Origin of the sequence: Nonlabens sp. MIC269 (genome assembly GCF_001430865.1) — a bacterium.
Classification (GTDB): domain Bacteria; phylum Bacteroidota; class Bacteroidia; order Flavobacteriales; family Flavobacteriaceae; genus Nonlabens; species Nonlabens tegetincola.
On sequence record NZ_CP011373.1, the window covers coordinates 1,777,484 to 1,799,837 of the forward strand.

General features: G+C 35.6%; 13 protein-coding genes and 1 tRNA gene. 9 read left to right on the forward strand and 5 right to left on the reverse strand.

Annotated features, from left to right (window positions below; genetic code table 11):
- The first annotated feature begins 15 nt into the window (after positions 1-15).
- Positions 16-714: a queuosine precursor transporter gene (locus AAT17_RS08320; RefSeq protein ID WP_060523601.1), complete on the forward strand. Its 699-nt coding sequence runs from the start codon at positions 16-18 to the stop codon at positions 712-714.
- Complete coding sequence (locus AAT17_RS08325; RefSeq protein WP_060523602.1) at positions 714-3,446, forward strand: AsmA-like C-terminal region-containing protein; 2,733 nt, start codon at positions 714-716, stop codon at positions 3,444-3,446. Before AAT17_RS08320 ends, AAT17_RS08325 begins: the two co-directional genes overlap by 1 nt.
- Positions 3,447-3,504: 58 nt before the next feature.
- Here the strand turns inward: AAT17_RS08325 and AAT17_RS08330 are convergent, their stop codons facing one another.
- Positions 3,505-4,395 (reverse strand): DUF3078 domain-containing protein, encoded by an 891-nt coding sequence (locus AAT17_RS08330; protein WP_060523603.1) that lies wholly within the window; start codon positions 4,393-4,395, stop codon positions 3,505-3,507.
- Positions 4,396-4,453: 58 nt separating this feature from the next.
- Positions 4,454-5,146, reverse strand: coding sequence for an SCO family protein (locus tag AAT17_RS08335; RefSeq protein ID WP_060523604.1), 693 nt, complete (start codon positions 5,144-5,146; stop codon positions 4,454-4,456).
- Between the two features lie 210 nt (positions 5,147-5,356).
- Here AAT17_RS08335 and rseP point away from each other — a divergent pair, with 210 nt between their 5' ends.
- The 7 genes from rseP (at position 5,357) to AAT17_RS08370 (ending at position 13,738) form a co-directional block, all read left to right on the forward strand.
- Positions 5,357-6,733, forward strand: a complete 1,377-nt coding sequence (gene rseP, locus AAT17_RS08340; RefSeq protein ID WP_060523605.1) for an RIP metalloprotease RseP — start codon at positions 5,357-5,359, stop codon at positions 6,731-6,733.
- A 186-nt stretch (positions 6,734-6,919) separates the two neighbouring features.
- Positions 6,920-6,993: transfer RNA gene (locus AAT17_RS08345), tRNA-Asn, on the forward strand.
- Between the two features lie 153 nt (positions 6,994-7,146).
- Positions 7,147-8,532: a regulatory iron-sulfur-containing complex subunit RicT gene (locus AAT17_RS08350; protein WP_060523606.1), complete on the forward strand. Its 1,386-nt coding sequence runs from the start codon at positions 7,147-7,149 to the stop codon at positions 8,530-8,532.
- Positions 8,532-9,029, forward strand: a complete 498-nt coding sequence (locus tag AAT17_RS08355) for a gliding motility lipoprotein GldH (RefSeq protein ID WP_060523607.1) — start codon at positions 8,532-8,534, stop codon at positions 9,027-9,029. The genes AAT17_RS08350 and AAT17_RS08355 overlap by 1 nt, the downstream gene beginning before the upstream one ends.
- On the forward strand, positions 9,016-11,349 hold the full coding sequence (locus AAT17_RS08360; RefSeq protein WP_060525056.1) for a transglycosylase domain-containing protein: 2,334 nt from the start codon (positions 9,016-9,018) through the stop codon (positions 11,347-11,349). The genes AAT17_RS08355 and AAT17_RS08360 overlap by 14 nt, the downstream gene beginning before the upstream one ends.
- Positions 11,350-11,352: 3 nt before the next feature.
- Positions 11,353-12,063, forward strand: a complete 711-nt coding sequence (locus tag AAT17_RS08365; RefSeq protein ID WP_060523608.1) for a 3'-5' exonuclease — start codon at positions 11,353-11,355, stop codon at positions 12,061-12,063.
- Complete coding sequence (locus tag AAT17_RS08370) at positions 12,041-13,738, forward strand: ABC transporter ATP-binding protein (RefSeq protein WP_060523609.1); 1,698 nt, start codon at positions 12,041-12,043, stop codon at positions 13,736-13,738. Before AAT17_RS08365 ends, AAT17_RS08370 begins: the two co-directional genes overlap by 23 nt.
- Before the next feature lie 237 nt (positions 13,739-13,975).
- On the opposite strand, the gene AAT17_RS08375 is transcribed toward AAT17_RS08370, so the two are convergent.
- The 3 genes from AAT17_RS08375 to AAT17_RS08385 all read right to left on the reverse strand — a co-directional run bounded on the left by AAT17_RS08375 (position 13,976) and on the right by AAT17_RS08385 (position 22,344).
- Positions 13,976-15,883 (reverse strand): CocE/NonD family hydrolase, encoded by a 1,908-nt coding sequence (locus AAT17_RS08375; protein WP_060523610.1) that lies wholly within the window; start codon positions 15,881-15,883, stop codon positions 13,976-13,978.
- An 85-nt stretch (positions 15,884-15,968) separates the two neighbouring features.
- Positions 15,969-19,340, reverse strand: coding sequence for a T9SS type A sorting domain-containing protein (locus tag AAT17_RS08380; protein WP_060523611.1), 3,372 nt, complete (start codon positions 19,338-19,340; stop codon positions 15,969-15,971).
- Between the two features lie 145 nt (positions 19,341-19,485).
- A complete protein-coding gene (locus AAT17_RS08385) occupies positions 19,486-22,344 on the reverse strand; it encodes a S9 family peptidase (RefSeq protein ID WP_172792950.1) in 2,859 nt (952 codons plus the stop codon).
- Between the last annotated feature and the right edge of the window lie 10 nt (positions 22,345-22,354).

Here is a 22,354-nt window from a genome sequence, read left to right on the forward strand (position 1 = left end):
TACTTTTACACCTATATGAAAACACTTACTGGTAGGGATTTACGTCGAGCAAATCGTATCTATCTGGTTCTAGCAGCTTTATTTATTTGTTCCCTAGTCGTTTCAAATTTAATTTTTCAGAAGTTTTTTTATTGGAATCCATTTGGATGGTTCAATTTTGAGCTATCTGTTGGGTTACTGCCGTATCCTGTTACTTTTTTGGTTACCGATTTAGTAAGTGAAATTTATGGTAAACGCAAGGCAAATGAATTGGTACTAGCAGGAATTTTTGCGAGCATTTTTAGTCTTATCATCATCTTCATTGCCGATGCTGCACCTGCCGTAAAAGACAGCCCTATTCAAGATGTTGTCTTTACAAAAGTTTTTGGAGCTACTACAATCGCAGTTATTGCTAGTATGACGGCTTATTTGTGTGCTCAATTTGTAGATATTCAATTATATCATTTTTGGAAACGTCTTACTAAAGGGCGCATGTTATGGCTGCGTAACAATTTAAGTACGGTTTTTTCACAATTTGTTGACACACTGGCAGTTTTATTATTGCTATGTTCAACAGAGATAATTCCCTGGGACAATTTTATACCCTTTTTAATCTCAGGAGTATTGTTTAAAATGTTAGTAGCCTTATTTGATACACCGTTGTTGTATTTAGGCGTAGGCATTTTTAAGCGTATGTTCAAACTTAAAATGGGAGAAGAAATTAAAGTCGATTGATGAAAAAAATATTGAAAATAGTCGGAGTATTTGTGCTTGCGGTTGTGGTGTTGTTAATAGCAGCTCCATTTCTATTGAAGGATCAAATTGCACAAGTGATCAAGGATAAACTCAACAACAGCCTTAATGCTCAGGTGGACTTTGCCGAGGTTGATTTAAGCTTATTCAGTGCATTTCCAGATGCCTCACTTAACTTAAAAAAACTTCAGGTAATTAATAAAGAACCTTTTGTAGGCGATACATTGTTTTACAGTGACGCTATTAAATTGTCGTTACCCGTTATGGATTTATTCAATGAAGTCGGTGAGCCTATTGAAGTACACGAATTAACAATAGACGATGCTATAGCTAGATTGAAGGTTAATGCAACAGGTGCCGCAAACTGGGATATTGCTGTTAGGGATTCCGCTTTCGCGAAAGCGGAAACGACACAAACACCTCAAGAAAACACAGGATTTGTATTTGACCTTAACCATTATGAAATTAATAATTCTAGTTTTTCTTATATCGATGAGGAGAGTAAGAATGTGTTACTCATGAATGAATTAAATCATGAAGGTACGGGTGATTTTAGTTTAAATGAATCTACCTTACAAACCATCACAAATGCCAAAGTTACTTACGAATTGGACGGTATAAAGTACATAAATGATCAAGATGTCTCACTAGTAGCCGATGTCCTCATGAACCTAGACGATCAACGTTATACTTTTAAAGAAAATGAAGCAAAGGTGAATGACTTACCACTGGAATTAGACGGATTTGTTGATTTAGAAGAAAATAGCACGCTCGTTGATCTTACATTTAAAACCCCAAGTTCTGATTTTAAAAACTTTTTTGCTCTTATTCCTCAAGAGTACCGCAGCAATTTAGAAGGCATAACAACAACAGGAGACTTTATTGTCAACGGGACTATAAACGGTGAGGTTACCGACGAATTAATCCCTAAAATGGATATAAAAGTATCGTCGCAAAATGCATCATTCAAATATCCAGATTTACCACAAACAATTCGTAATATTAATTTTAACGCAGCCTTACTTAATACTACTGGTAAGGTTGAGGATACTTATTTAAGTGTGCCTAGCGCAACTTTTAATCTTGCTGGTGAAACAGTAAGTGCCAAAGCACTGGTTACAAGACTTACGGAAAATATGAAAGTAGACCTAGAGGCTCGTGGTATTATTGACCTTCTAAAATTACAACAAGCCATACCTTTTCCTGATAACACCTCATTCAATGGAATTTTAGATTTGGACATTGCAACGGTGTTTGATATGGAAAGTGTAGAGAATGAACGCTATGCGAATATCCAAACCAAAGGACTGGCAAAACTTAGAGATTTCACCTATCAAGGTGATGCGTTTAACCAATCCTTTGATGTAAGCACTGCTGTAATTAATATGAATAATAGCCGTGTAAAATTAGAGAGTTTTAATGCTAGAACAGGTAATACCGATCTTAACGCATCGGGAACAATTAATAATTTAATTGGGTTTTTATTTGAAGATCAAAAGCTTAAAGGAAACTTCAAAGTATCGTCTGATCAATTTGATACTTCTGATTTCATGAGTACTACAACTGGTTCCAAAGAAGAAACTATTACAACAGAAAATCAAAGTGTCGCTACTACCAATAATGAGGCAATCAAAATACCGGATTTTCTAGACGCTCAGTTGGATTTTAATGCTAATCGCGTGATTTATGATAATATCACGTTGAATGATGTGTCTGGAATCGCTATGGTAAGAGATGAAACTTTGTTTTTAAACGACCTAAAAACAAAAGTTTTTAATGGTACCATAGGTCTAGACGGAACCGTTTCTACAAAAGGAGCTACTCCTAAATTTAAGATGGCCTTAAATATGAATGAACTCGATATCGCACAATCGTTTCAGGGGTTTGAAATGTTTCAAAAATTGGTGCCATTAATTAATGCATTTAAAGGGAAACTAAACACCGATCTTGAAATACAAGGAGATTTGTCTAATGATCTTACTCCTGTTTTGACTACAATAGCTGGCGATGCATTTGCACAACTTTTAACTGATGACGTTGATACTAGTCAAAATAAATTACTTAATCTACTGGATAATAAATTAGGTTTTATTGATGTAAACGATTTAAACCTAAGAGATATAACTACTAAACTTAAACTAAATAATGGCGCGGTAGAAATAGCACCTTTTGATTTTAATATTAAAGATATTAAAGTAGTTGCTAGTGGTAAGCACAGCTTGTCCAATTCAATGGATTATACCTTGAACTTAGAGGTTCCTGCAAAATATTTTGGTAAAGAAGGAGCTAGTTTATTATCAAAGTTAGAAAGTAAAGAAATAGATAAAATCACCGTGCCTGTTCCAGTAAAACTAGGTGGAAGTATAAGCTCGCCTTCAGTAGATTTAAATCTTGATCTAGCGGTCAAAAATTTAACAAACCAAATTATTGAGATTCAAAAGCAAAAGTTGAAGGATAAAGGCGAGGAAGCTGCCAATAACGCAATCAATGACATCTTACAAGGCAATAATCCATTGGATAACATTAAAGATGTTATCAAAGGAGATAAAGGTCAAGTTAAAGACAGCACACAGACTACAAGTCCCGTTTCTTCAACCGCCGATTCTTTAAAGCAAAATACTAAGGACAAGGTTAAAGAGACTGCAGGTAATTTAATTAAAGATCTATTTGGTCGCAACAAGAAAAAGCCAGTTGATACCACCAAGGCTAAATAAAAAAACCTCCTTTTAGAAAGATGTTCTAAAAGGAGGTTTTTAATAGTTGTTGTTATTATTATAGCTTGTAGTTTAATCCTAAACCAAATACTTCACGTACTTGAAAAGCTCCTACTGCATTATCATCGTAGATCGCTTGGAAAATTAAGTTTGCACTTAACCACTCGTTTACCTTCATGTTAACGTTTGCACTGTAATTGATATCAATATTACCAGGATTTTCTAAGTAATTAGAATATAGGGCAAGAACGTTAGACATAGTTATGTTTTCTGCTATAGTAAAGTTATAGATACCATTAAGAGAAGCGCCAAACTCAAATCTAGAGGAATCGCCAGCATCTACACCAAAATAATCACCATCTACATAACCAGGAACACTTGTAAATGCATCGTCAACAAAAATAAATCTAGCTGTAGCAGGAGCGATGTTTACTTGTAAGTCATCGCTTTTTCTGTATAAGATACCAGGACCAAATGATAAATAACCTGGTGATAGAAATTTAGTAAATTCAGTACGAGTTTCATTTCCATCAATGTCCTCTCCAAATCGGTATCCAGTTGTCCATTGAGATAAAAAGTTTAAAAAAGCAGAATAAGACCAGTTGCTTTCCTCTTTAATTTTATAACCGTAAACAGAGTTTAATTCAATACGGTCGTTGGTTTTTCTTGTGAATTCCTGATTATCCAGTTTTGTTATACCGTATTCTGCAATAATTTTATTATCCCAGGTTGTGCGTCCTTTTAAATAATTAAGGTCATAATTTACACCTAGGTTTAAAGAAATGTTTGAGGTACCACCACCAGTCCATTCTGCATTAAAGGCACTCTGGTTGAATAAAGCTTGGAAGTTACCACCTTTAGACCATCCTTCTTTAGGTGTGTCGTCATCTTGTGCGATTGCTGTAAATGAGGTTCCTAGAACCGCAAGTAAAAGTAAAATTTTCTTCATTAAACTTAATTTTTATGCGGCAAAGGTACATTTATCTGCTAGTGAGAGAAAAAAATACTTAGTCTACTTCATTTTTTCGTTCATATTCGTTTAAAAGTATATGAATGTCTTCGATCAGCAGTTTTACATCCTCAATACTTGTTCCGTCATAAGAGCGACCTCGCAATCTACCTTGTTTGTCAATAAGTAAAAAGTTCTCTGTGTGTACCATGGCATATTCATCACCGTATTTAGGTTGTTTAACTGCCATATAGGATTTTCTTGCTAGGTCATAAATCTGTTTGCGATCTCCTGTAACTAAATTCCATTTTTCATCAATCACTCCTTTTTTGAGAGCATATTCTTTTAATACAGGAATGCTATCTCGTTCTGGTGTTACAGAATGGGATAAGATCATCACATCTTTATTATTTTTAAATTCATCTTGTACCAGCTTCATGTTTTTGGTCATCACTGGACAAATGGTAGGACAAGTGGTAAAAAAGAAGTCTGCTACATAGATTTTTCCTTCGTAATCCTTTTCTGTAATAGTATCACCGTTTTGATTAACTAGCTCAAAAGGTGCGATAGTATGATATTTTTTAACGAAAAGCTTGCTGTCATCCACCAGTGTTGGGTCAAAATCGTCGGGTTGTAGTACCGGTAGAGTTTTTACTGGAGTGAGTGCATATTGAAAAGCAGCTAGAATTAGTGAGCACAACACAAATAAAAAGACAATGCGCCATTTGTTTTTAATGAGAAAATCTTTCATAATAGTTGTTTTTGCAAAGTTACTTACCAATCCTCACATTTAGTCCATAGGAATACTAATACATTACTATTTAAGTGCTATTTGTGGTTGGTAATTACGCTTTCGCGAAAGCGTGCTAAATCGCAATTCTAAAATCATCCTAATTATCACATTGTATGACAGCTACTGTGGTTGATATGTCCTATTTTTGCGCCTTAACAAATTCAAAATATGCATCCGATTTTAGTTACTGTGATCAATTTTTTGATGAGTTTATCTATTCTCATCGTTTTACATGAATTAGGGCACTTTATTCCTGCAAGATTATTCAAAACTCGTGTCGAAAAGTTTTACCTTTTTTTTGATATAAAATTTTCATTATTCAAGAAAAAAATAGGAGAAACAGTTTATGGGATAGGCTGGTTGCCATTAGGTGGTTATGTGAAAATCGCTGGTATGATTGATGAGAGCATGGATAAAGAACAAATGGCAAAACCGCCACAACCATGGGAATTTAGATCAAAACCAGCCTGGCAAAGATTAATAATAATGCTAGGTGGTGTGATTGTAAATGTGATCGTTGGGTTTGTGATTTATATATGCTTGATGTACGCTAATGGTAAAATATTAGAACCTGCGTCTGGTGCTACTTATGGTTTTGGTTATCCTAAGGTCTTAGAAGATGTTGGATTTCAACAAGGTGATTTACCTATACTAGTAGACAATCAAGAATTAGAAAGAGCTCCTAGCTTGTATCATAATATTATGTTTAGGGATGTTGAAACCGTTACAGTTTTGCGTGATGGTAAGGAACAGGTAATTTCAATTCCAGAGGATACGGGAAGCAAGATGTTTCAAGCTGGTGTAAGACCCATCTTACTACCTAGAAGAACTTTTGTAGTAGATACCGTTGCTGATAATACTCCTGCTGCAAAAATGGGGATGAAATCAGGTGCTGTGATAAAAAGCATAGCAGGTTATCCGATTAATTACGATTCAGATTATGAATATGCACTATTGAATAAAACAAAGGTGAATGAAGAGTTCGAGGTGATTTGGGAGATTGATGGTGAAACCAAATCGGGTACAACTAGTTTTGGTACAGTAACCGAAACTAATTTTTGGGGCGTAGAGTCTGAGGTGCCGGCACCTAAAGTTCTTGGAATTCGTAAAGGATTTCCAGAAACTGATATTTTTGATTCAAGAGTTCAGGAACTTTCATTTGGCGAGGCAGTTAGTGAAGGAATAAGCAAAGGCTGGTGGACAATGAGAGATTATGTTTCTCAATTCAAATACATATTCACTAGTAAAGGAGCAAGTCAACTGGGTGGATTTGGTACAATTGCAAAGATGTATCCAGACACCTTTAATTGGACTCAATTTTGGGGAACAACGGCATTGATATCATTTATACTAGCAATCATGAATATACTTCCTATTCCTGCATTAGATGGTGGTCACGTTGCCTTTTTACTTTATGAAATTGTAACAGGAAGAAAGCCTGGAGATAAATTCCTAGAACGCGCTCAAATTATCGGGATATTGTTACTGCTAGGTTTGTTATTATATGCTAATGGTAATGATGTGGTGCGTGCGATAACGGGATAATCCCTAGATGTAAAATGATGGTAAATTTTTTAGTGATGCAATCATTTGATATTCATATAATTTCATGTTGTTGCATTAAATAGAACTTAAAATTCACTTGATTTTTTAGAAATTATTTTGGCAACAATTAAAAAAGGTTTTATATTTGCCATCGCTTAAGAAAACTTAAGTTTGTGTATATCACATTCCTCTTTAGCTCAGTTGGTTAGAGCATCTGACTGTTAATCAGAGGGTCCTTGGTTCGAGCCCAAGAAGAGGAGCCTTAATCCCGATCAGTAATGGTCGGGATTTTTTGTTTTATTCCCTTTTTCATTTGATTTCAGTTCTCACAACTTTCCCTATCTTTACCTTTAACAATAATGATTCCGCTTAGGGTAATAAACCGCTAGGCGTCAATATATAAGGATAAGTGAATGAGCTGTAGTAGTTGTGGATCTGGCGGTAGCGTGCCAGGTGGATGTAAAAATCACGGAACCTGTGGAACAGGTGGATGTAATAAATTAACCGTTTTTGATTGGCTTTCTAACATGGAGCTTCCTGATGGACAGGAAAGTTTTCCTTATGTAGAGGTTCGATTTAAAAACAGTCGTAAAGAATATTTTAAATACAATAACGACCTAAGTCTTAAGATAGGTGATCTAGTTGCCACACAAGCACAAAATGGTCACGATATTGGGATGGTAACTCTAGCCGGAGAGCTAGTTAGGGTTCAAATGAAAAGGAAGCGAGTAAAGTTTCAAGATGAATCTTTTCCTCAAATTTATCGCATTGCCAATGAAAGAGATGTTGAGAAATGGAAAAATGCTCGCGATAGAGAAGAACCTATGAAAGTAAGAGCTCGCCAAATCGCCATCGAGCTCAAACTTAAAATGAAAATTTCTGACATTGAATTTCAAGGAGATGGTTCCAAAGCTACTTTCTATTATACGGCCGATGAGCGTGTAGATTTCAGGGAGCTTATTAAGCAATATGCATCTGAGTTTAAAACACGTATAGAAATGCGCCAGATTGGACTTAGACAAGAAGCTGCCAGATTAGGTGGTATAGGTTCTTGCGGTCGTGAATTATGCTGTAGCACCTGGCTTACCGATTTTAGATCGGTTACAACTGGTGCTGCGCGTTATCAAAACCTTTCACTCAATCCGCAAAAACTCGCTGGTCAATGTGGGAAATTAAAATGCTGTTTAAATTACGAGTTAGATTCTTATCTAGATGCATTAAGTTCATTTCCTAAACAAAATCAAAAGCTATATACTCATAAAGGAACTGCCGTTTGTCAAAAGGTAGATATTTTTAAAGGTATAATGTGGTATTGTTATGAAGGCGAATGGATGAACTGGCATGTATTGACTACTGATCAGGTTCACCAAATAGTTGCTGTAAATAAATCAGGAGATAAGGTTTCTAGCATAGAGGAGTACGCAAGTGAATTGATTATAGAAGAAGAAGCTTCATTTGAAAATGTAGTTGGACAGGACAGCCTTACTAGGTTTGACAAGCCAAAATCAAAACGTAACAAGCGTAAAAATAGAAGAAAACCGGGCTCTAATAAAAAGGAAACAGTAGCTGCTGTTAGTGAAACACCAGCAAAAAAAAGGACTCAAAATAACAGAAACAAGAATAAACAACGTTCTAACACTAACAGAAACGCAAAAAGCAGCAATAACAAAAACCCAAATCAGAACAATAACGCTAGTAACCAGAAAAAAACGGGAACTAAAGGGAAGCCTCAAAATAAAAGACGTAACAATCGTCCAAAAGGTAACAGTAACAACAAGCCTAAAGACTCTTCAAATTAGTGAAAAAGATAATTTATATATGCACACTCCTTGTGGTTCTTATAAGCTGTGATGATTATTTAGTTTCTTCGCAAACTGTTTCATTGGAAAACGCAAAATGGAATATTAATCAGGCACCAGTTTTTAAAGTGTCTCCACCAGACACAACAAATACTTATGACCTCTTTATAAACCTGCGAAATAACCACGAGTACGCTTTTAGTAACCTCTTTTTAATCTCAGAAATTAAATTTCCTCAAGGTAGGACTTTTGTTGATACCCTAGAGTTTGATATGACCGATAATTACGGTCGTTATTTGGGTAGAGAACGAGGTGATTTATATGAAAACAAATTATGGTTAAGAGAAGGAATACGCTTTCGCGAAAGCGGAACCTACCATCTAACCTTAAGACACGTAATGCGTAAGACAGGTGAAATAACACCAGTACAAAATTTAAACGGTATTGTAGACCTAGGTTACAGTATTGAAAAACCTAAAAATTATGGCAAAGACTAAAGCACAAAAAGTACAAGATAAAGAAGCCGTAAGTAAAAACGTAAAATTATTTTGGAAACTAGTTTTCACGGGTATCGGGCTGGTAGTACTGTTATTCCTCCTAGCAGCATGGGGAATTTTTGGAGCCTTACCTGATCACACGGTATTAGAAAATCCTCAAACAGACCTGGCTACAGAGATCATTACTGCCGATGGTAAAACACTGGGAAAATTTTACAATCCAGGGAATAATAGGACACCTGTAACTTATGATGAATTACCACAAAACCTGGTTGATGCATTAGTGTCAACTGAAGACGAACGATTTTGGGATCACAGCGGTATTGATGGCTATGGAACAGCTAGAGCATTTGCTTATTTAGGAAGTAAAGGTGGTGCAAGTACCATTACCCAGCAGTTGGCAAAACTTTATTTTACTGTCGAGCCTAGAGCAAACAAATTTGAAAGAGGAATTCAAAAAATTAGAGAGTGGATTATTGCTACTCGATTGGAAAAACAGTACACCAAAGAAGAAATTATAGTTCAATATCTTAATCAGTTTGATTTTCTTAAAGGTGCCATAGGTATACGATCGGCAGCTCGTATTTACTTTGGAAAAGAGCCAAAAGACCTAAAGGTTGAGGAAAGCGCTGTGCTAGTTGCAATGCTTAAAAACCCAAGACAATATAATCCACAAAGAGAAATATCAAAAAAGAAGTCTTTTAATAGACGTAATCAGGTATTTTTTCAAATGGTACGCAATGGTAAAATGACTGAAGAATTGAAGGATAGTTTGCGTGAACAACCTATTGTCCTAGATTTTAAACCAGAAGGCCATGATGATGGTCTTGCTACCTACTTTAGAGAATACCTAAGAGATTGGTTGAAGGAATGGGCAAAGGATCACGTGAATCCAGATACAGGAAAGAATTACAATATTTACAATGATGGACTACGTGTAAATGTTACCATCGATTACAGAATGCAAGAAATTGCAGAACAAGCCTTACAAGATCACATGAAAAACTTGCAGGCCGAATTTGATAAACAAAATATCAAAAACAAAACTGCACCTTTTAGGGATTTAACCAAAAAGGAAACCGAAAACATAATAAAAGCCGCTATGCGCAGGTCTGATAGATGGCGTATTATGAAAGCTGCAGGTAAATCTGAAAAGGAAATTTACGCCAGCTTTGAGAAAAAGACAGACATGACTGTTTTTACGTGGAAAGGTGAAGTAGATACATTAATGACGCCTAGAGACAGTATTGTTCACTATAAAAAATATCTAAGAGCAGGATTAATGTCTATGAATCCACAAAGTGGACACGTGAAAGCATGGGTAGGAGGAATAAACCATAAACATTTCAAATACGATCATGTAGAACAGGGAAAAAGACAAGCTGGATCTACCTTTAAACCTTTCTTATATTCTACTGCTGTAGACTTGTTGCACTACTCACCATGTAAAGAATTACCAGATGGTGAGTATACGATACCAGCAGGTAAATGGGGTAACTTGAAAGACTGGACTCCTAAAGATTCTGGTGGTGATTACGGTAATATTCTAACCTTAAAGGAAGCTTTGGCAAAATCAAAGAATACAATATCGGCTAGGTTAATTGACGAGGTAGGTCCTCAACCTGTTATCGATAGGGCTTCTCAATTAGGAATTAATACCGATAAAATGGATGCTGTTCCATCTCTTGCTTTGGGTACACCTGATGTTAATTTGTTTGAAATGACAGGAGCTTATAGTGTTTTTGCTAATGGAGGAATTTACAACAAGCCAGTTCTCGTTACTAGTGTTGAAGATAAAAATGGTACAATCCTTTATCAATATGTGCCTGATTCTAAAGATGTGATGAATGAGGAAACGGCCTATGTTACCGTTGACCTCATGCGAGGTGTGGTAAACTACGGTAGTGGTAGTAGATTAAAGGACAGCTGGAGAAAATCTCAATATATTTATAAGAATGTCATCACTGGATATCCTTATGAATTAAAGAATGACATAGCAGGTAAAACAGGAACAACACAAAACAATTCCGACGGTTGGTTTATGGGAATGGTTCCTGATTTAGTTACTGGAGTATGGGTAGGAGGCGAGGATAGATCGGTCCATTTTAACTCTACAAAATACGGTCAAGGTGCTACAATGGCATTACCTATTTGGGGTCTTTACATGAAAAATCTTTATAACGAAGAATCTCTGGACATATCAAAAGAGAAATTCAAAAAACCAGATAACCTATCCATTGAAACCGACTGTGAAGAATATAAAGCTCAACAATCTGGAGGACTAGATGAAGAAGATGACAGCGATGAATTAGAAATTTAAAGTATGATTCATAAAATTGACATGCACCATATTTTGTTTCTGGATATTGAAACGGTTCCTCAATATGCTAGTTTTGAAGAATTAGACGAAGCTGATCAAGAGCTATATTCTGATAAAACAAAATACCAGCGTAAAGAAGATTTTACGCCGCAAGAATTTTATGAGCGTGCTGGCATTTGGGCAGAGTTTGGTAAAATTGTATGTATATCAGTAGGGTATTTTGCTTATACAAGCGACACACAATTTAGAACCAAAAGTTTTGTTGGTGATGAACGGGACATTTTAATAGAGTTTTCTCAATTATTAAAAGAACATTTTTCGTCTAGACAGCACCTATTATGTGCCCATAACGGTAAGGAATTTGACTTTCCTTATATTGCTAGGAGAATGATCATTCTAGGGATGGATTTACCAGAAAAACTAAACTTATTTGGTAAGAAGCCATGGGAAGTACCTCATCTTGACACCATGGAGTTGTGGAAATTTGGGGATTATAAACATTTTACTAGCCTTAAGTTGTTAACTAGGGTTTTGGGTATTCCATCACCTAAAGATGATATCAGTGGTGACCAGGTACGAGATGTATATTATAAGGAAAATGACATCAAGCGTATTTCAGATTATTGTGAAAAGGATGTAGTCGCAATAGCTCAGATATTTCTAAAATTACGTAACCAACCTATCTTATCGGATGACCAAATTATCTCAAAATAATACACTGGTCACTTGTGAAAATTTAAATGTAAGCTTCAGCACAGGTAAAAACTCTACACAGGTTCTTCATGATGTTTCTTTTGAAATATTATCTAATGAATTTGTCGCGGTTGTTGGAGAATCGGGTAGTGGTAAGTCGGTAATGAGTAAAGCTTTAATGGGCTTGTTGCCTGTTGAGAACTCTATAATTACCGCTAGTCAGTTGGTTATTAATAATAAAAAAGTTTTGCATTTCTCTTCTGGTGATTGGTCACGCTTTCGCGGAAGCGTAATAAGCATGATATTTCAAGAACCTATGAGCGCACTTAATCCTACTATTACATGTGGGAAACAAGTAGCTGAAATTTTAAAGCAACACAGGGATCTTACTAAAGCCCAAATAAAGGATAAAGTAATTTCCTTATTCCAAAAAGTCCACTTGCCACATCCAGAGTCTTTGTATCATAAGTATCCTCATGAAATAAGTGGTGGACAAATGCAACGCGTTATGATTGCAATGGCTGTTGCTTGCAATCCCATTTTATTAATAGCCGATGAACCTACAACAGCTCTTGATGTTACTGTTCAAAAGGAAATTATCAAATTACTAAAGGATATACAGCAAGAGTTTAACATGAGTGTTTTATTCATTTCACATGATCTATCTCTTGTAAGATCTATTGCTGATAAGGTAATGGTGATGTATCAAGGTCACATTGTTGAGAAAGGTACAGTTCAATCGATCTTTAATGAGCCAAAGGAACGATACACAAAGGCATTATTAGCCGCGAGACCTGATCTCAATGAACGTGTTGAGGTTTTACCTACAATATCTGATTTTTTAGATAATAATTATTCAAAGAAACTTGTTGATGCTGTACAAAGAGAGCACTCACTTAAAACTATGTATGCACAAGAACCTTTAATTCAAATAAAGGATTTGAAAAAAGTATATGAGGAAAAAAACGGCTGGTTTAATAAATCTAACGCTTTCACTGCTGTCAATGGAGTGAGCTTTGATATTTTTCCTTGTGAAAGTTTGGGATTGGTAGGAGAGAGTGGTTGTGGTAAAAGCACCCTAGGCAATATCATTCTAGGATTAAAAGAAGCTACCTCGGGTAGTGTTTTTTATAAAGGAATGCAGGTTGTAGGACAATCTCAAAAATCTTTGAGAAAGATGCGTCATCAAATGCAAATTATATTTCAAGATCCTTTTGCTAGTTTAAATCCTAGATTGACTGTAGGTTCTGCCATTTTAGAACCTATGAGTTGGTACAAGATAGGTAGTTCTAATAAGGAGAGAGAATTAATGGTTAAGGAACTACTGGTTAAAGTAGGTCTTAAAGAAGAGCATTATTATCGATATCCACACGAATTTAGCGGTGGTCAACGTCAACGTATAGGTATCGCTAGGACGATAGCCTTACGACCAGAATTTATAGTGTGTGATGAAAGTGTGAGCGCCTTAGATATTTCAGTACAGGCACAGGTTTTAAATCTATTGAACACACTGAAGCAAGAATTTGGTTTTAGTTATTTATTCATTTCTCATGATCTGGCAGTAGTGAAGCATTTTTGTGACCGTATTGTTGTTATGAATAAAGGAGAAATTGAAGAAATTCAAGAATCAGAACAGCTGTATAAAAATCCTCAAAAAGCGTACACTAAAAAGTTGATTCAAGCTATTCCAAAATAAAAAGCCCAGCTTTAGGGAAAGCTAGGCTTATTACGTTTGTTAGTTAAGATTATCAAAATGTAAAAAATGTCTTCGTAATTAGTTTAAAAACTCCTTTTGCTAATAAATACGTGCGTATCAATGCGTTAGGTTTTTTAAGGGGATAATTAGTTGCCATTTTTAAATCTTGATACTGCTAATATCTAAAAAAAATCTTAATAAACAAGACAATGTGGTAAAATTGTCGTTTAAAGTTTATTACATCTTTGTTTGAGGTAACTTTTGTTCAATACCATCATTTTCTCCAATTTCAACTGTACTTGAGCCTTTTATGATTATTGTACCTGTAGTGAAATCTTCTTGTTTTGCTTCAAAAATATTCTCAACATACTTTTGTGGATTGCGATCGATGTAAGGGAACCAAGTGCTGTGTATTTGTATCATAACACGGTGTCCTTTTTTAAATGTGTGTAAAATATCTTGTAAAGGAAAGTTTACCTCTTCCTCTTGACCTTCTTTAAATGCTTCTGGTTGTGCAAAATTATTTCTAAATCTTCCTCTAAATGTCTCAGCTCTTACCAGTTGTTGATATCCTGCAAGTGAGATATGATCAGGAGTGTGTTCTCCATTTTCCATGTTAGTAGGGTAAACATCGATTAGTTTAACAATAAAATCGGCATCATTAATTCCTTTAAGAATAACATCCAATTTGGCAAGGATTTCTCCACTCAAGGTTAAATCCTCGTCTAGAATGTCAGTTTTGAAAGTAAGGACATCTGGTCTAAAACTAGCATGACGTTGATCATCTGTCATATAAGCCCTAGGAGTAAATGTAACGGGTTTAATCTCACTTCTGAATGGAACAGGCTTGTTAGGATCACTTATGTAGGAAAATTGAGCTTGCGAGGTACTTTTAGGGTTGATCACCAATTTACCATTTTCCTGAAAACCTAAAGTGATTTTTCCATCTCTTGGTGGCCATTGCGCAAATTGTTTCCATTCTTTTTTACCAGTGTCAAACATGTAAGCTTCTGGCAAATTAGGGTTTGACTTACCTTTTAAATGATAATCAAAAAATGGTTTCTCGATGTTTTGTTGGTAAAAGTCAGAAATACTATCACCGAAGTGAATGTGATTAACCATTTGTTTACCACGCTCTCTAGACCAGTCACCATGGCTCCATGGTCCCATTACAATCATGTTGTTAGGATTGTTAGGGTTGCGCTGTTCTACGTTCTTATATATATTAAGTGGACCGTATAAATCCTCGGCATCAAACCATCCACCAACTGTCATTACAGCATGATCGACGTTATCTAAATGATTTATAATGGCTCTTTTTTGCCAGAATTCGTCATAGTTAGGATGTGTGGCCACATCATTCCAAAAGAAGTTATCTGGATATATACTATCAGTTACCGTTGAAAGCGGTCCTATATTCATATTAAAGGTGTATGAATCGTTCATTCCACCTCTTTCCCTCAGTTTATTCCATTTATCATTGTACCAACTTTGAGTAGTTGGTTCTTCAGTTTGATGTCCAAATACGGGATAAGCCATTAAATAAGATTGTAATGTTGCTCCCATATGATGAAAATCGTCAAAGAAGAAATCTCCAATAGGTGCTTGTGGTGAGCTAGCTACAAGCGCTGGGTGAGCTTCTGGTAAAGCAGCTGCAGTATAAAAACCTGGATATGAAATTCCCCATTGCCCGACTTTACCATTATGGTTTTTAAGGTTTTTAAGTAACCATTCTATTGTGTCATACGTATCGGAGCTTTCATCTATGTCATTTTTATTCTTAGGGTCATTTCCTGGTACATGTGGTCGCATGTTGTCAAATTCTCCTTCACTCATCCATCTTCCTCTTACGTCTTGATACACAAAAATGTAACCTTCCTTCATCATATATGGGTTAGGTCCTAGACTGCGTTTGTATTTACCTTCTTCGTACGGTCTTACACTATAACAGGTGCGTTGCATCATGATCGGGTAATCTTGACTGGTGTCTTTTGGACTATAAACTACAGTATATAGTTTCACACCATCACGCATCGGGATTTGGTAGGTAGTTTTGTCGTAATTTTCTTTTACGTAGTTTTCTTGACAGCTCGCTTCCGCGAAAGCGAAAAATCCTATAATCAAGAATAGAAAAAAGTTTCTCATGGTTAAATTTTTGCCCTAAGATAATAACAAAAAAGCATCTCGTTGAAGAGATGCTTTTTTAATTGATAATCTAAGTTTGAGAAATTTATTCTATTAAAAGTTTTTGAGTGATAACACTGTCTTTTGTAGCTATTTTTATCAAATACAATCCTTGACTCACGTTATTCAAATCAATTTTATGATCGGTTCCTGTGTTGTTGAATTGTGATTGAATAAGTTTACCGCTGAGGTCATAAATAGAATAATCAAAAGATTGCTCATTATTCCATCTTAAATTGAAAGCTCCTTTGCTAGGATTCGGATAAATCGTAAAAGAATTTTCAAGAGTATTGTTTTCATTTGATAATGTTCCTGTTACCACAAAATTATCAATGACGGCACCTTCTTCTGTTTCAAGTTGGTCAGAATGGTAAACAAATCTAAATATAATGCTGTTTTCATTGCTTAGGGCTGCAAGATTGTAGCTGTATGTTGAAAGCGTTGTTGAAAAACCAGTCCATTGTGCTCCTACACAATTAAAGCAATTTTGACTATTAGGTGATCTACTGCTGTTGTACCAGTTAGGATCACTTGCTGTTCCTAGTACAGACCAGCTTATTCCTCCATCTACTGAATATTGCATGTATAATAAATCCCAGTTTAATTCAATAGAAAAAGCCATATCAAATTGAACTACCGGATTTCTCATAGACGTTAAATCATAACAACCGCTATATAAATAAGCAATAGTATTGTTTCCATGATCTCCATCTAAGTTAGTTGCATACACGTTTGAATCGTTTCCTGCACCAGCGTTATTTAATACGCTTCCTGCAGGCACTCCACGTTCCCATAACGGGCTAGATCCATCGGCATTTTCTGTTAAGAAGTCCCTGCTAGCAAAGGAATATATATCATTTCCTACCGAGTTTTGATTTCTTATAATATTTAGGTTATAGTTGTTATTACCTGGAAATTGATCATTGGGTGCAACAATTTGTATATTTAATTCATTGTCACCAACGGTAAAAGGTATTCCTGAAAGAGTAAACGTAGAACTGCTACCTGCTGGAATATTTGTATTTAGCGTTTGTGAAACTACAGCTCCATTGTTTATAGTATAATTGATGTCTAGTGTTGATATGATATTCTGACCATTGTTTCTCACGGTTACATCTACATCATCACTACTACAGCTTATAGTACTGCCACTTAATAAGGCTGCATTTTGTATACTAGCGTCGTCTTGTGCTTGAACAACGGTAACTGCAGTTTGCCATATTCCTCTACCATAAGTTGCCGCAGTCAGTGTATTATCGACTGCATTAATCTCTAGATCTCGTATATTGGAATTAGGTAAATTATTCATGAATGGTTCCCACTGGTTGCTTGAATTGGTAAGTCTATAAATACCTACAGTACAACCTACGTACAACGCGTCATTAGCGCTTAAAGGTTGATGAGCTAGTGTGTTTTTACCTAGGAAAGGTAAGTTTGCTGTAATGTTAGTAAAACTTACACCTAGATTGGTGCTCTTCAAAACTCTACCATTAATTCCACTAGTGGTAATATAAACAACATTACTATCAGTATTACTCACTTCAATAGCTTGGATGTTACTGGAATCGGTATAGACAAGGTTGAAGGTTGATCCAGCATCATCACTACGAAACAGTCTAGTATTTACACCTACATATATTCTATTATTGTTTGATGGATCAATTTCTATCACATCTATATTGCTACCAAAGGAAGATGAAACAGGAGTAAAACCACTTGAAGGATCTACAGTGTATAATCTGCTGTATCCTGCATAAATAGTTCCATCACTAGCAGTTTTTAATGGTGTGATCCAATTACCACCTTCTGGGCCACCAATGGATCCAGCATTAGAAATTCCATTAGTTGTAAAATACAATCCGCCACCGTTTTGAGTAAACCCATATCTTACATTGGGGTTTTGAGGATTAATTCCGGTGTCCATTCCATCGGCGCCATAGTAATTGCTCCACACATTATTTGTTCTTGTAAAACCTCCGTTATCTTGTAATCCACCGATCATATCGGCACTGTTAGTTGGACTCACTGCAATCCTATAAAATTGGCTTATTTGAGCACTACCAGTCAAATCAGTAAAGGTTACTGCTGTATCAGTAGATTTGTAAATACCACCATCAGAACAAACAAATAGTTCGTTTCCAAATTGACGTATTTGATGAATATCAGCATGAGTGTAAGCAGCTCCTGTTGGGTTGTTCCAATCATTGATTTTAAAAAATGAAGAACCACCTGTTGTTGATTTCCAAACATTTAAACAGCCAGTGTATATAGAATTAGGATCAGTTTCTGAAACCTCAAGAGCAAGATCAAACCAGGCTTGTGAACTTTCTAAAATATCAGTTGAGCCATTATCACGTCTTGTGAATGATGAACCTCCATTGGTTGATCTATAAATACCACCAAAACTCATATCTCCTTGTGCATATAGTAAGTATACATAGTTGCTATTTGCAGGTGTAACACCGATAACTATACGACCTACATTATTAGGCAATGGAAGACCAGCCGTAACCGAAGTGAAAGTTACCCCATTATCAGTCGATCTGTAAAAAGACTCATCTGTAGCTAGGTAAATTATATTAGAATCGGCATGATTTAATTTTATATCCTTTACATTACCTTGAAAAGTTCTCACTACTGTTTGTCCACCATTTGTAGACCTGTAAAATCCATTATTTGCAGAAATAAATATCTTATTAGAGTCATTAGGATCTACATAAATTTCTGAAATGTTTCTAGAGTTACCAGCAAAAACAAGACCAGTAGGATTAAAGGTCAATCCGCCATCAGTAGATTTAAGCATTCCTATACTCGGACTATCACCAGCATCGTCATCACCTGTTCCTATGTAAATAATATTAGAATTATTAGGGTCTATTTCAATAGCACTTACACCTATACGTCCTATGAAGTCCGATAATGGTGTCCAATTAATACCGGCGTCAGTAGATTTCCATATTCCACCATTTGGAGCTCCTATGTAATAGGTGCTAGGATTGTTAGGGTCAACTTTTATGGTATTTACTCTACCTTGTCCAGCAGACCAAGAACCTGTATTAGTATAATTAAATGGTCCAGCAGGAACCCAATTGGATTCATCCATCATGGTTGATTTTGCTACCGATATTGCATTTAATTGATCCATTATTTCCTTGCTTGATTGCAAGGTCCCATCAGGTTTAACAAATGCTTCCATTTGATTGAGCCATCTCATATATGGTTTATAACCACTACCTTTTTTGTTTTTGTCATGTGTTTGCCAATAGGCATCTCCAGCGAGTTTGATATCTTTTAAAGTAATGGAACCATCTTTCTTTTGTAGTTGTAGTTCCTTCATCCATGGAGCATCACTTCCTAATTGAGAAAAGGCCATCGTGCTGCAAAACAACACGATGAAAAGGATAATAAATTTTTTCATTAAACTTTAATATTTTTTTAAGGGATAGCAAAATAGTGATGGAAAATCAAAAAAGTATCACATTATACATTAAAAATGCATTTTATCGAGTGATATTAATATTTTGACGAACTTTAACTCTATTTCTCGATCAAATGTATAGACATTACTCGTTATTTAATTCGTAGCCTAGTTGCTTGCCTTTCTTTAAACGGGATAATCCATTAGTCATCCATTTAGGAGCTGGTTCATTTTTAAGATAATGATCAAAAAACTGCATCATTCTTACAGATAAATCACGGCGATTCTTTGTTTTTCTGAGGTTGTGAGCTTCTTGATTATATACAAGTAACCAGGCTGGCTTATTCAACCTTCTCATGGCCATAAACATTTCAATACCTTGGTAATATGGAACGGCACCATCTTCATCATTATGCATCATTAATAATGGTGTTTCAATTTTAGGTACACTAAATAATGGCGAGTTCTCTACATATAAGTCAAATCCATCCCACAAATTTTTACCTAATCTGGACTGCGTGCGTTCATATTGGAAAGCACGACTCAGTCCGCTGCCCCATCTTATTCCTCCATAAGCACTTGTCATATTTGATACGGGAGCACCTGCCATAGCAGCAGCGTATTTATTGGTTTCAGTCACTAAATAGGCCGTTTGATATCCACCCCAACTTTGACCTTGAAGAGCCATGGCTTTTGAATCTACATAACCCGTTTTCTCTAAAGCTTCAGTACCGGAAACTATACAGTTATAGGCACTTTGTCCAGGATAACCATCCTTGTAAACAATGTCTGGAACAAAAACTAGGTAGTCATTACTCACTAAATAGCTGAAATTTACAGTACTTGCACTAGGTTGAGGAGATCGATAACTGTGTAAACGATCTGAGTATTTCTCATAGAAATAAACAATTAAAGGATACTTCTTGTTTGGGTCAAAATCTTCAGGTTTGTACAATAATCCTTCTAATGGAGTTCCATCATAGGCGTTCCAAGTAAATAATTCCACAGTACCCCATTTAAAATCAGATTGTTGTGGATTTAGATTGGATATCTTTTTACTTTTTCCATCTATGAAAACGTAGTAGTCTGGGTATGTTTTAAAATTACCTTTTGTGTAAAGTAAAGCGTTGGTGTTTTTCGCTTTCGCGAAAGCGTTAATGGCATAATCACTTTCTTCCAATAAGGGTTGTAAATTATTATTACTTAGTAATGAAATGGAGCTTTCTTTAGTCTTGTGATCAAAAACAGAAACTAAAAATTTACCATCTATAAGAGTAACCTGATTGACCTTGTCTCTATCCATTCGATTAAGACGATATGTTATTTTTTTCTCGCGACCATCGGGTGTAATTTTTATGGGTTGTTGCCTACCAGTTGGATCCAATTTCCAGATATCGTACTTATCATAAACATAGAAGTTACCATCTTTATCAAATCCTCCATAACCATTTGAAGCAACTGGAGCAGGGTGGTCGTCATCTTCATCACTAAATTTCACTTTCAAGAATTTAGTTAGGTTGCGCCCGATGTTAGTTTCTAGATTTATACTATGCCAGTCCTCTGTGTCATAATTATAATAGACAACATGATTAGATGCTGGGTTTAAGATGGGTCTGCTTCCTGAGTTTGCTAAAGTTTGAGCAAACCTACCAGTTTGTATGTCAAGTAAGTAATAGTCGCTGCGCCATGGGTATTCCCATGATCTTTCAATATCATATTTGGTGTTATCTGCGAATAACGCATATCTCGAATTAAGATCTCGATCCATTATAGGATCGCTCCATTCATAATTGTTGAACGGGATGAATCTATTGTCTTCTGTATTAAAAACGGTAGTAGCGCTTTTGTTTTTTAAAGAAGAGAATCTAACTTTTTGCTCTGGTTGGGTTAATCGATCCTTGTAGGTCCATACGTCAACATCAGGCAATTCTTCTTTCAATAAAGTTGTGTCTATGGTGTATTCAATTTTAGGCTGACTGTAAAAGAAAAGTCTTGTTCCGTCTTCAGAAAACCTGGCCTTTTTTGAAGTTAAACGCCAATCTTCTTTAATGGTGTTACTGCCATAACCCAATTGTTGAGTAGTTGCAAGACTGTTTTTTTGATAAAATAGTTCATAATGAAGCGAGTCTTTGTGTGCGCTATCCATGGCAACATGGTAGGCTATTTGTTCACCTATTTCATCGATACTTAGATTAGAATATCTCCATGCGCTTTGTAATAATGTATCTACCTTTTTGGTATCACCATTCCACAAATAAACTCCGTTATCTTTCTCTTTTTTGGACTGCTTTACTGAAAAAATGAAATTGCTACTTTTCTTTGATAAGGTGTAATCTTTAATATTAGAAATAGTATCTCTTCTTTTTGTGCTAGGTTGATATATTATCAAATAATCTTCTTTTTCATACGGTGGTAAACTAGGAGTAACCGCTGGTAAAACACCTTCTTTTTTTTCACGTCGCAACCTGCGTCTTTTTTCTCGCTTAGACTCATTTTCAGGCGCAGAAGGCTTGGTCTCTTCTTTCTTTTCAGGTTTTAAGTCTTTGTAGTGCTCTATGATTACAAAATCTTCTACATCCTTAACCGTATTGAATTTATTAACTCTGGTGACAGAATCAATTATTCTACCAGTAGCAACCTCGTAAACCATGAAGACGTTTTTGGATTGCTCATTTTTTTTAACCTTATCTTTTTTCTCTTTTCTAGTTATATCGTAAGCTGGTTTTTTTAGAAAGAAAACAAATTTCTCATCTTTTGAAATCACAGGTGACACACCATTAAAAAATTGCTTGCTTGTGTTGTCGTTTATATGATGAATTTGTAGATATCCGTCACCAGCACCGGTAGCTGTGACAGCACTATATACGATTATGTTACCGTTATTTGATATTTGAACATTGCGACCGCTTTTCCATAAATCATAATCGTTATGAGTGAGTGATTTCTTTTGAGCATGAACGGTAACGCCTACTAGCAATAGTAAGCACACAAAAATTGTTTTCATTTTCATTTGA

What these genes read in the sequence shown, in the direction of transcription:
- AAT17_RS08320 (WP_060523601.1), top strand. Translation starts at nt 16, where the DNA reads ATGAAAACACTTACTGGTAGGGATTTACGTCGAGCAAATCGTATCTAT.
- AAT17_RS08325 (WP_060523602.1), top strand. Translation starts at nt 714, where the DNA reads ATGAAAAAAATATTGAAAATAGTCGGAGTATTTGTGCTTGCGGTTGTG.
- AAT17_RS08330 (WP_060523603.1), bottom strand. Translation starts at nt 4,395, where the DNA reads ATGAAGAAAATTTTACTTTTACTTGCGGTTCTAGGAACCTCATTTACA.
- AAT17_RS08335 (WP_060523604.1), bottom strand. Translation starts at nt 5,146, where the DNA reads ATGAAAGATTTTCTCATTAAAAACAAATGGCGCATTGTCTTTTTATTT.
- rseP (WP_060523605.1), top strand. Translation starts at nt 5,357, where the DNA reads ATGCATCCGATTTTAGTTACTGTGATCAATTTTTTGATGAGTTTATCT.
- AAT17_RS08350 (WP_060523606.1), top strand. Translation starts at nt 7,147, where the DNA reads ATGAGCTGTAGTAGTTGTGGATCTGGCGGTAGCGTGCCAGGTGGATGT.
- AAT17_RS08360 (WP_060525056.1), top strand. Translation starts at nt 9,016, where the DNA reads ATGGCAAAGACTAAAGCACAAAAAGTACAAGATAAAGAAGCCGTAAGT.
- AAT17_RS08365 (WP_060523608.1), top strand. Translation starts at nt 11,353, where the DNA reads ATGATTCATAAAATTGACATGCACCATATTTTGTTTCTGGATATTGAA.
- AAT17_RS08370 (WP_060523609.1), top strand. Translation starts at nt 12,041, where the DNA reads ATGACCAAATTATCTCAAAATAATACACTGGTCACTTGTGAAAATTTA.
- AAT17_RS08375 (WP_060523610.1), bottom strand. Translation starts at nt 15,883, where the DNA reads ATGAGAAACTTTTTTCTATTCTTGATTATAGGATTTTTCGCTTTCGCG.
- AAT17_RS08380 (WP_060523611.1), bottom strand. Translation starts at nt 19,340, where the DNA reads ATGAAAAAATTTATTATCCTTTTCATCGTGTTGTTTTGCAGCACGATG.
- AAT17_RS08385 (WP_172792950.1), bottom strand. Translation starts at nt 22,344, where the DNA reads ATGAAAACAATTTTTGTGTGCTTACTATTGCTAGTAGGCGTTACCGTT.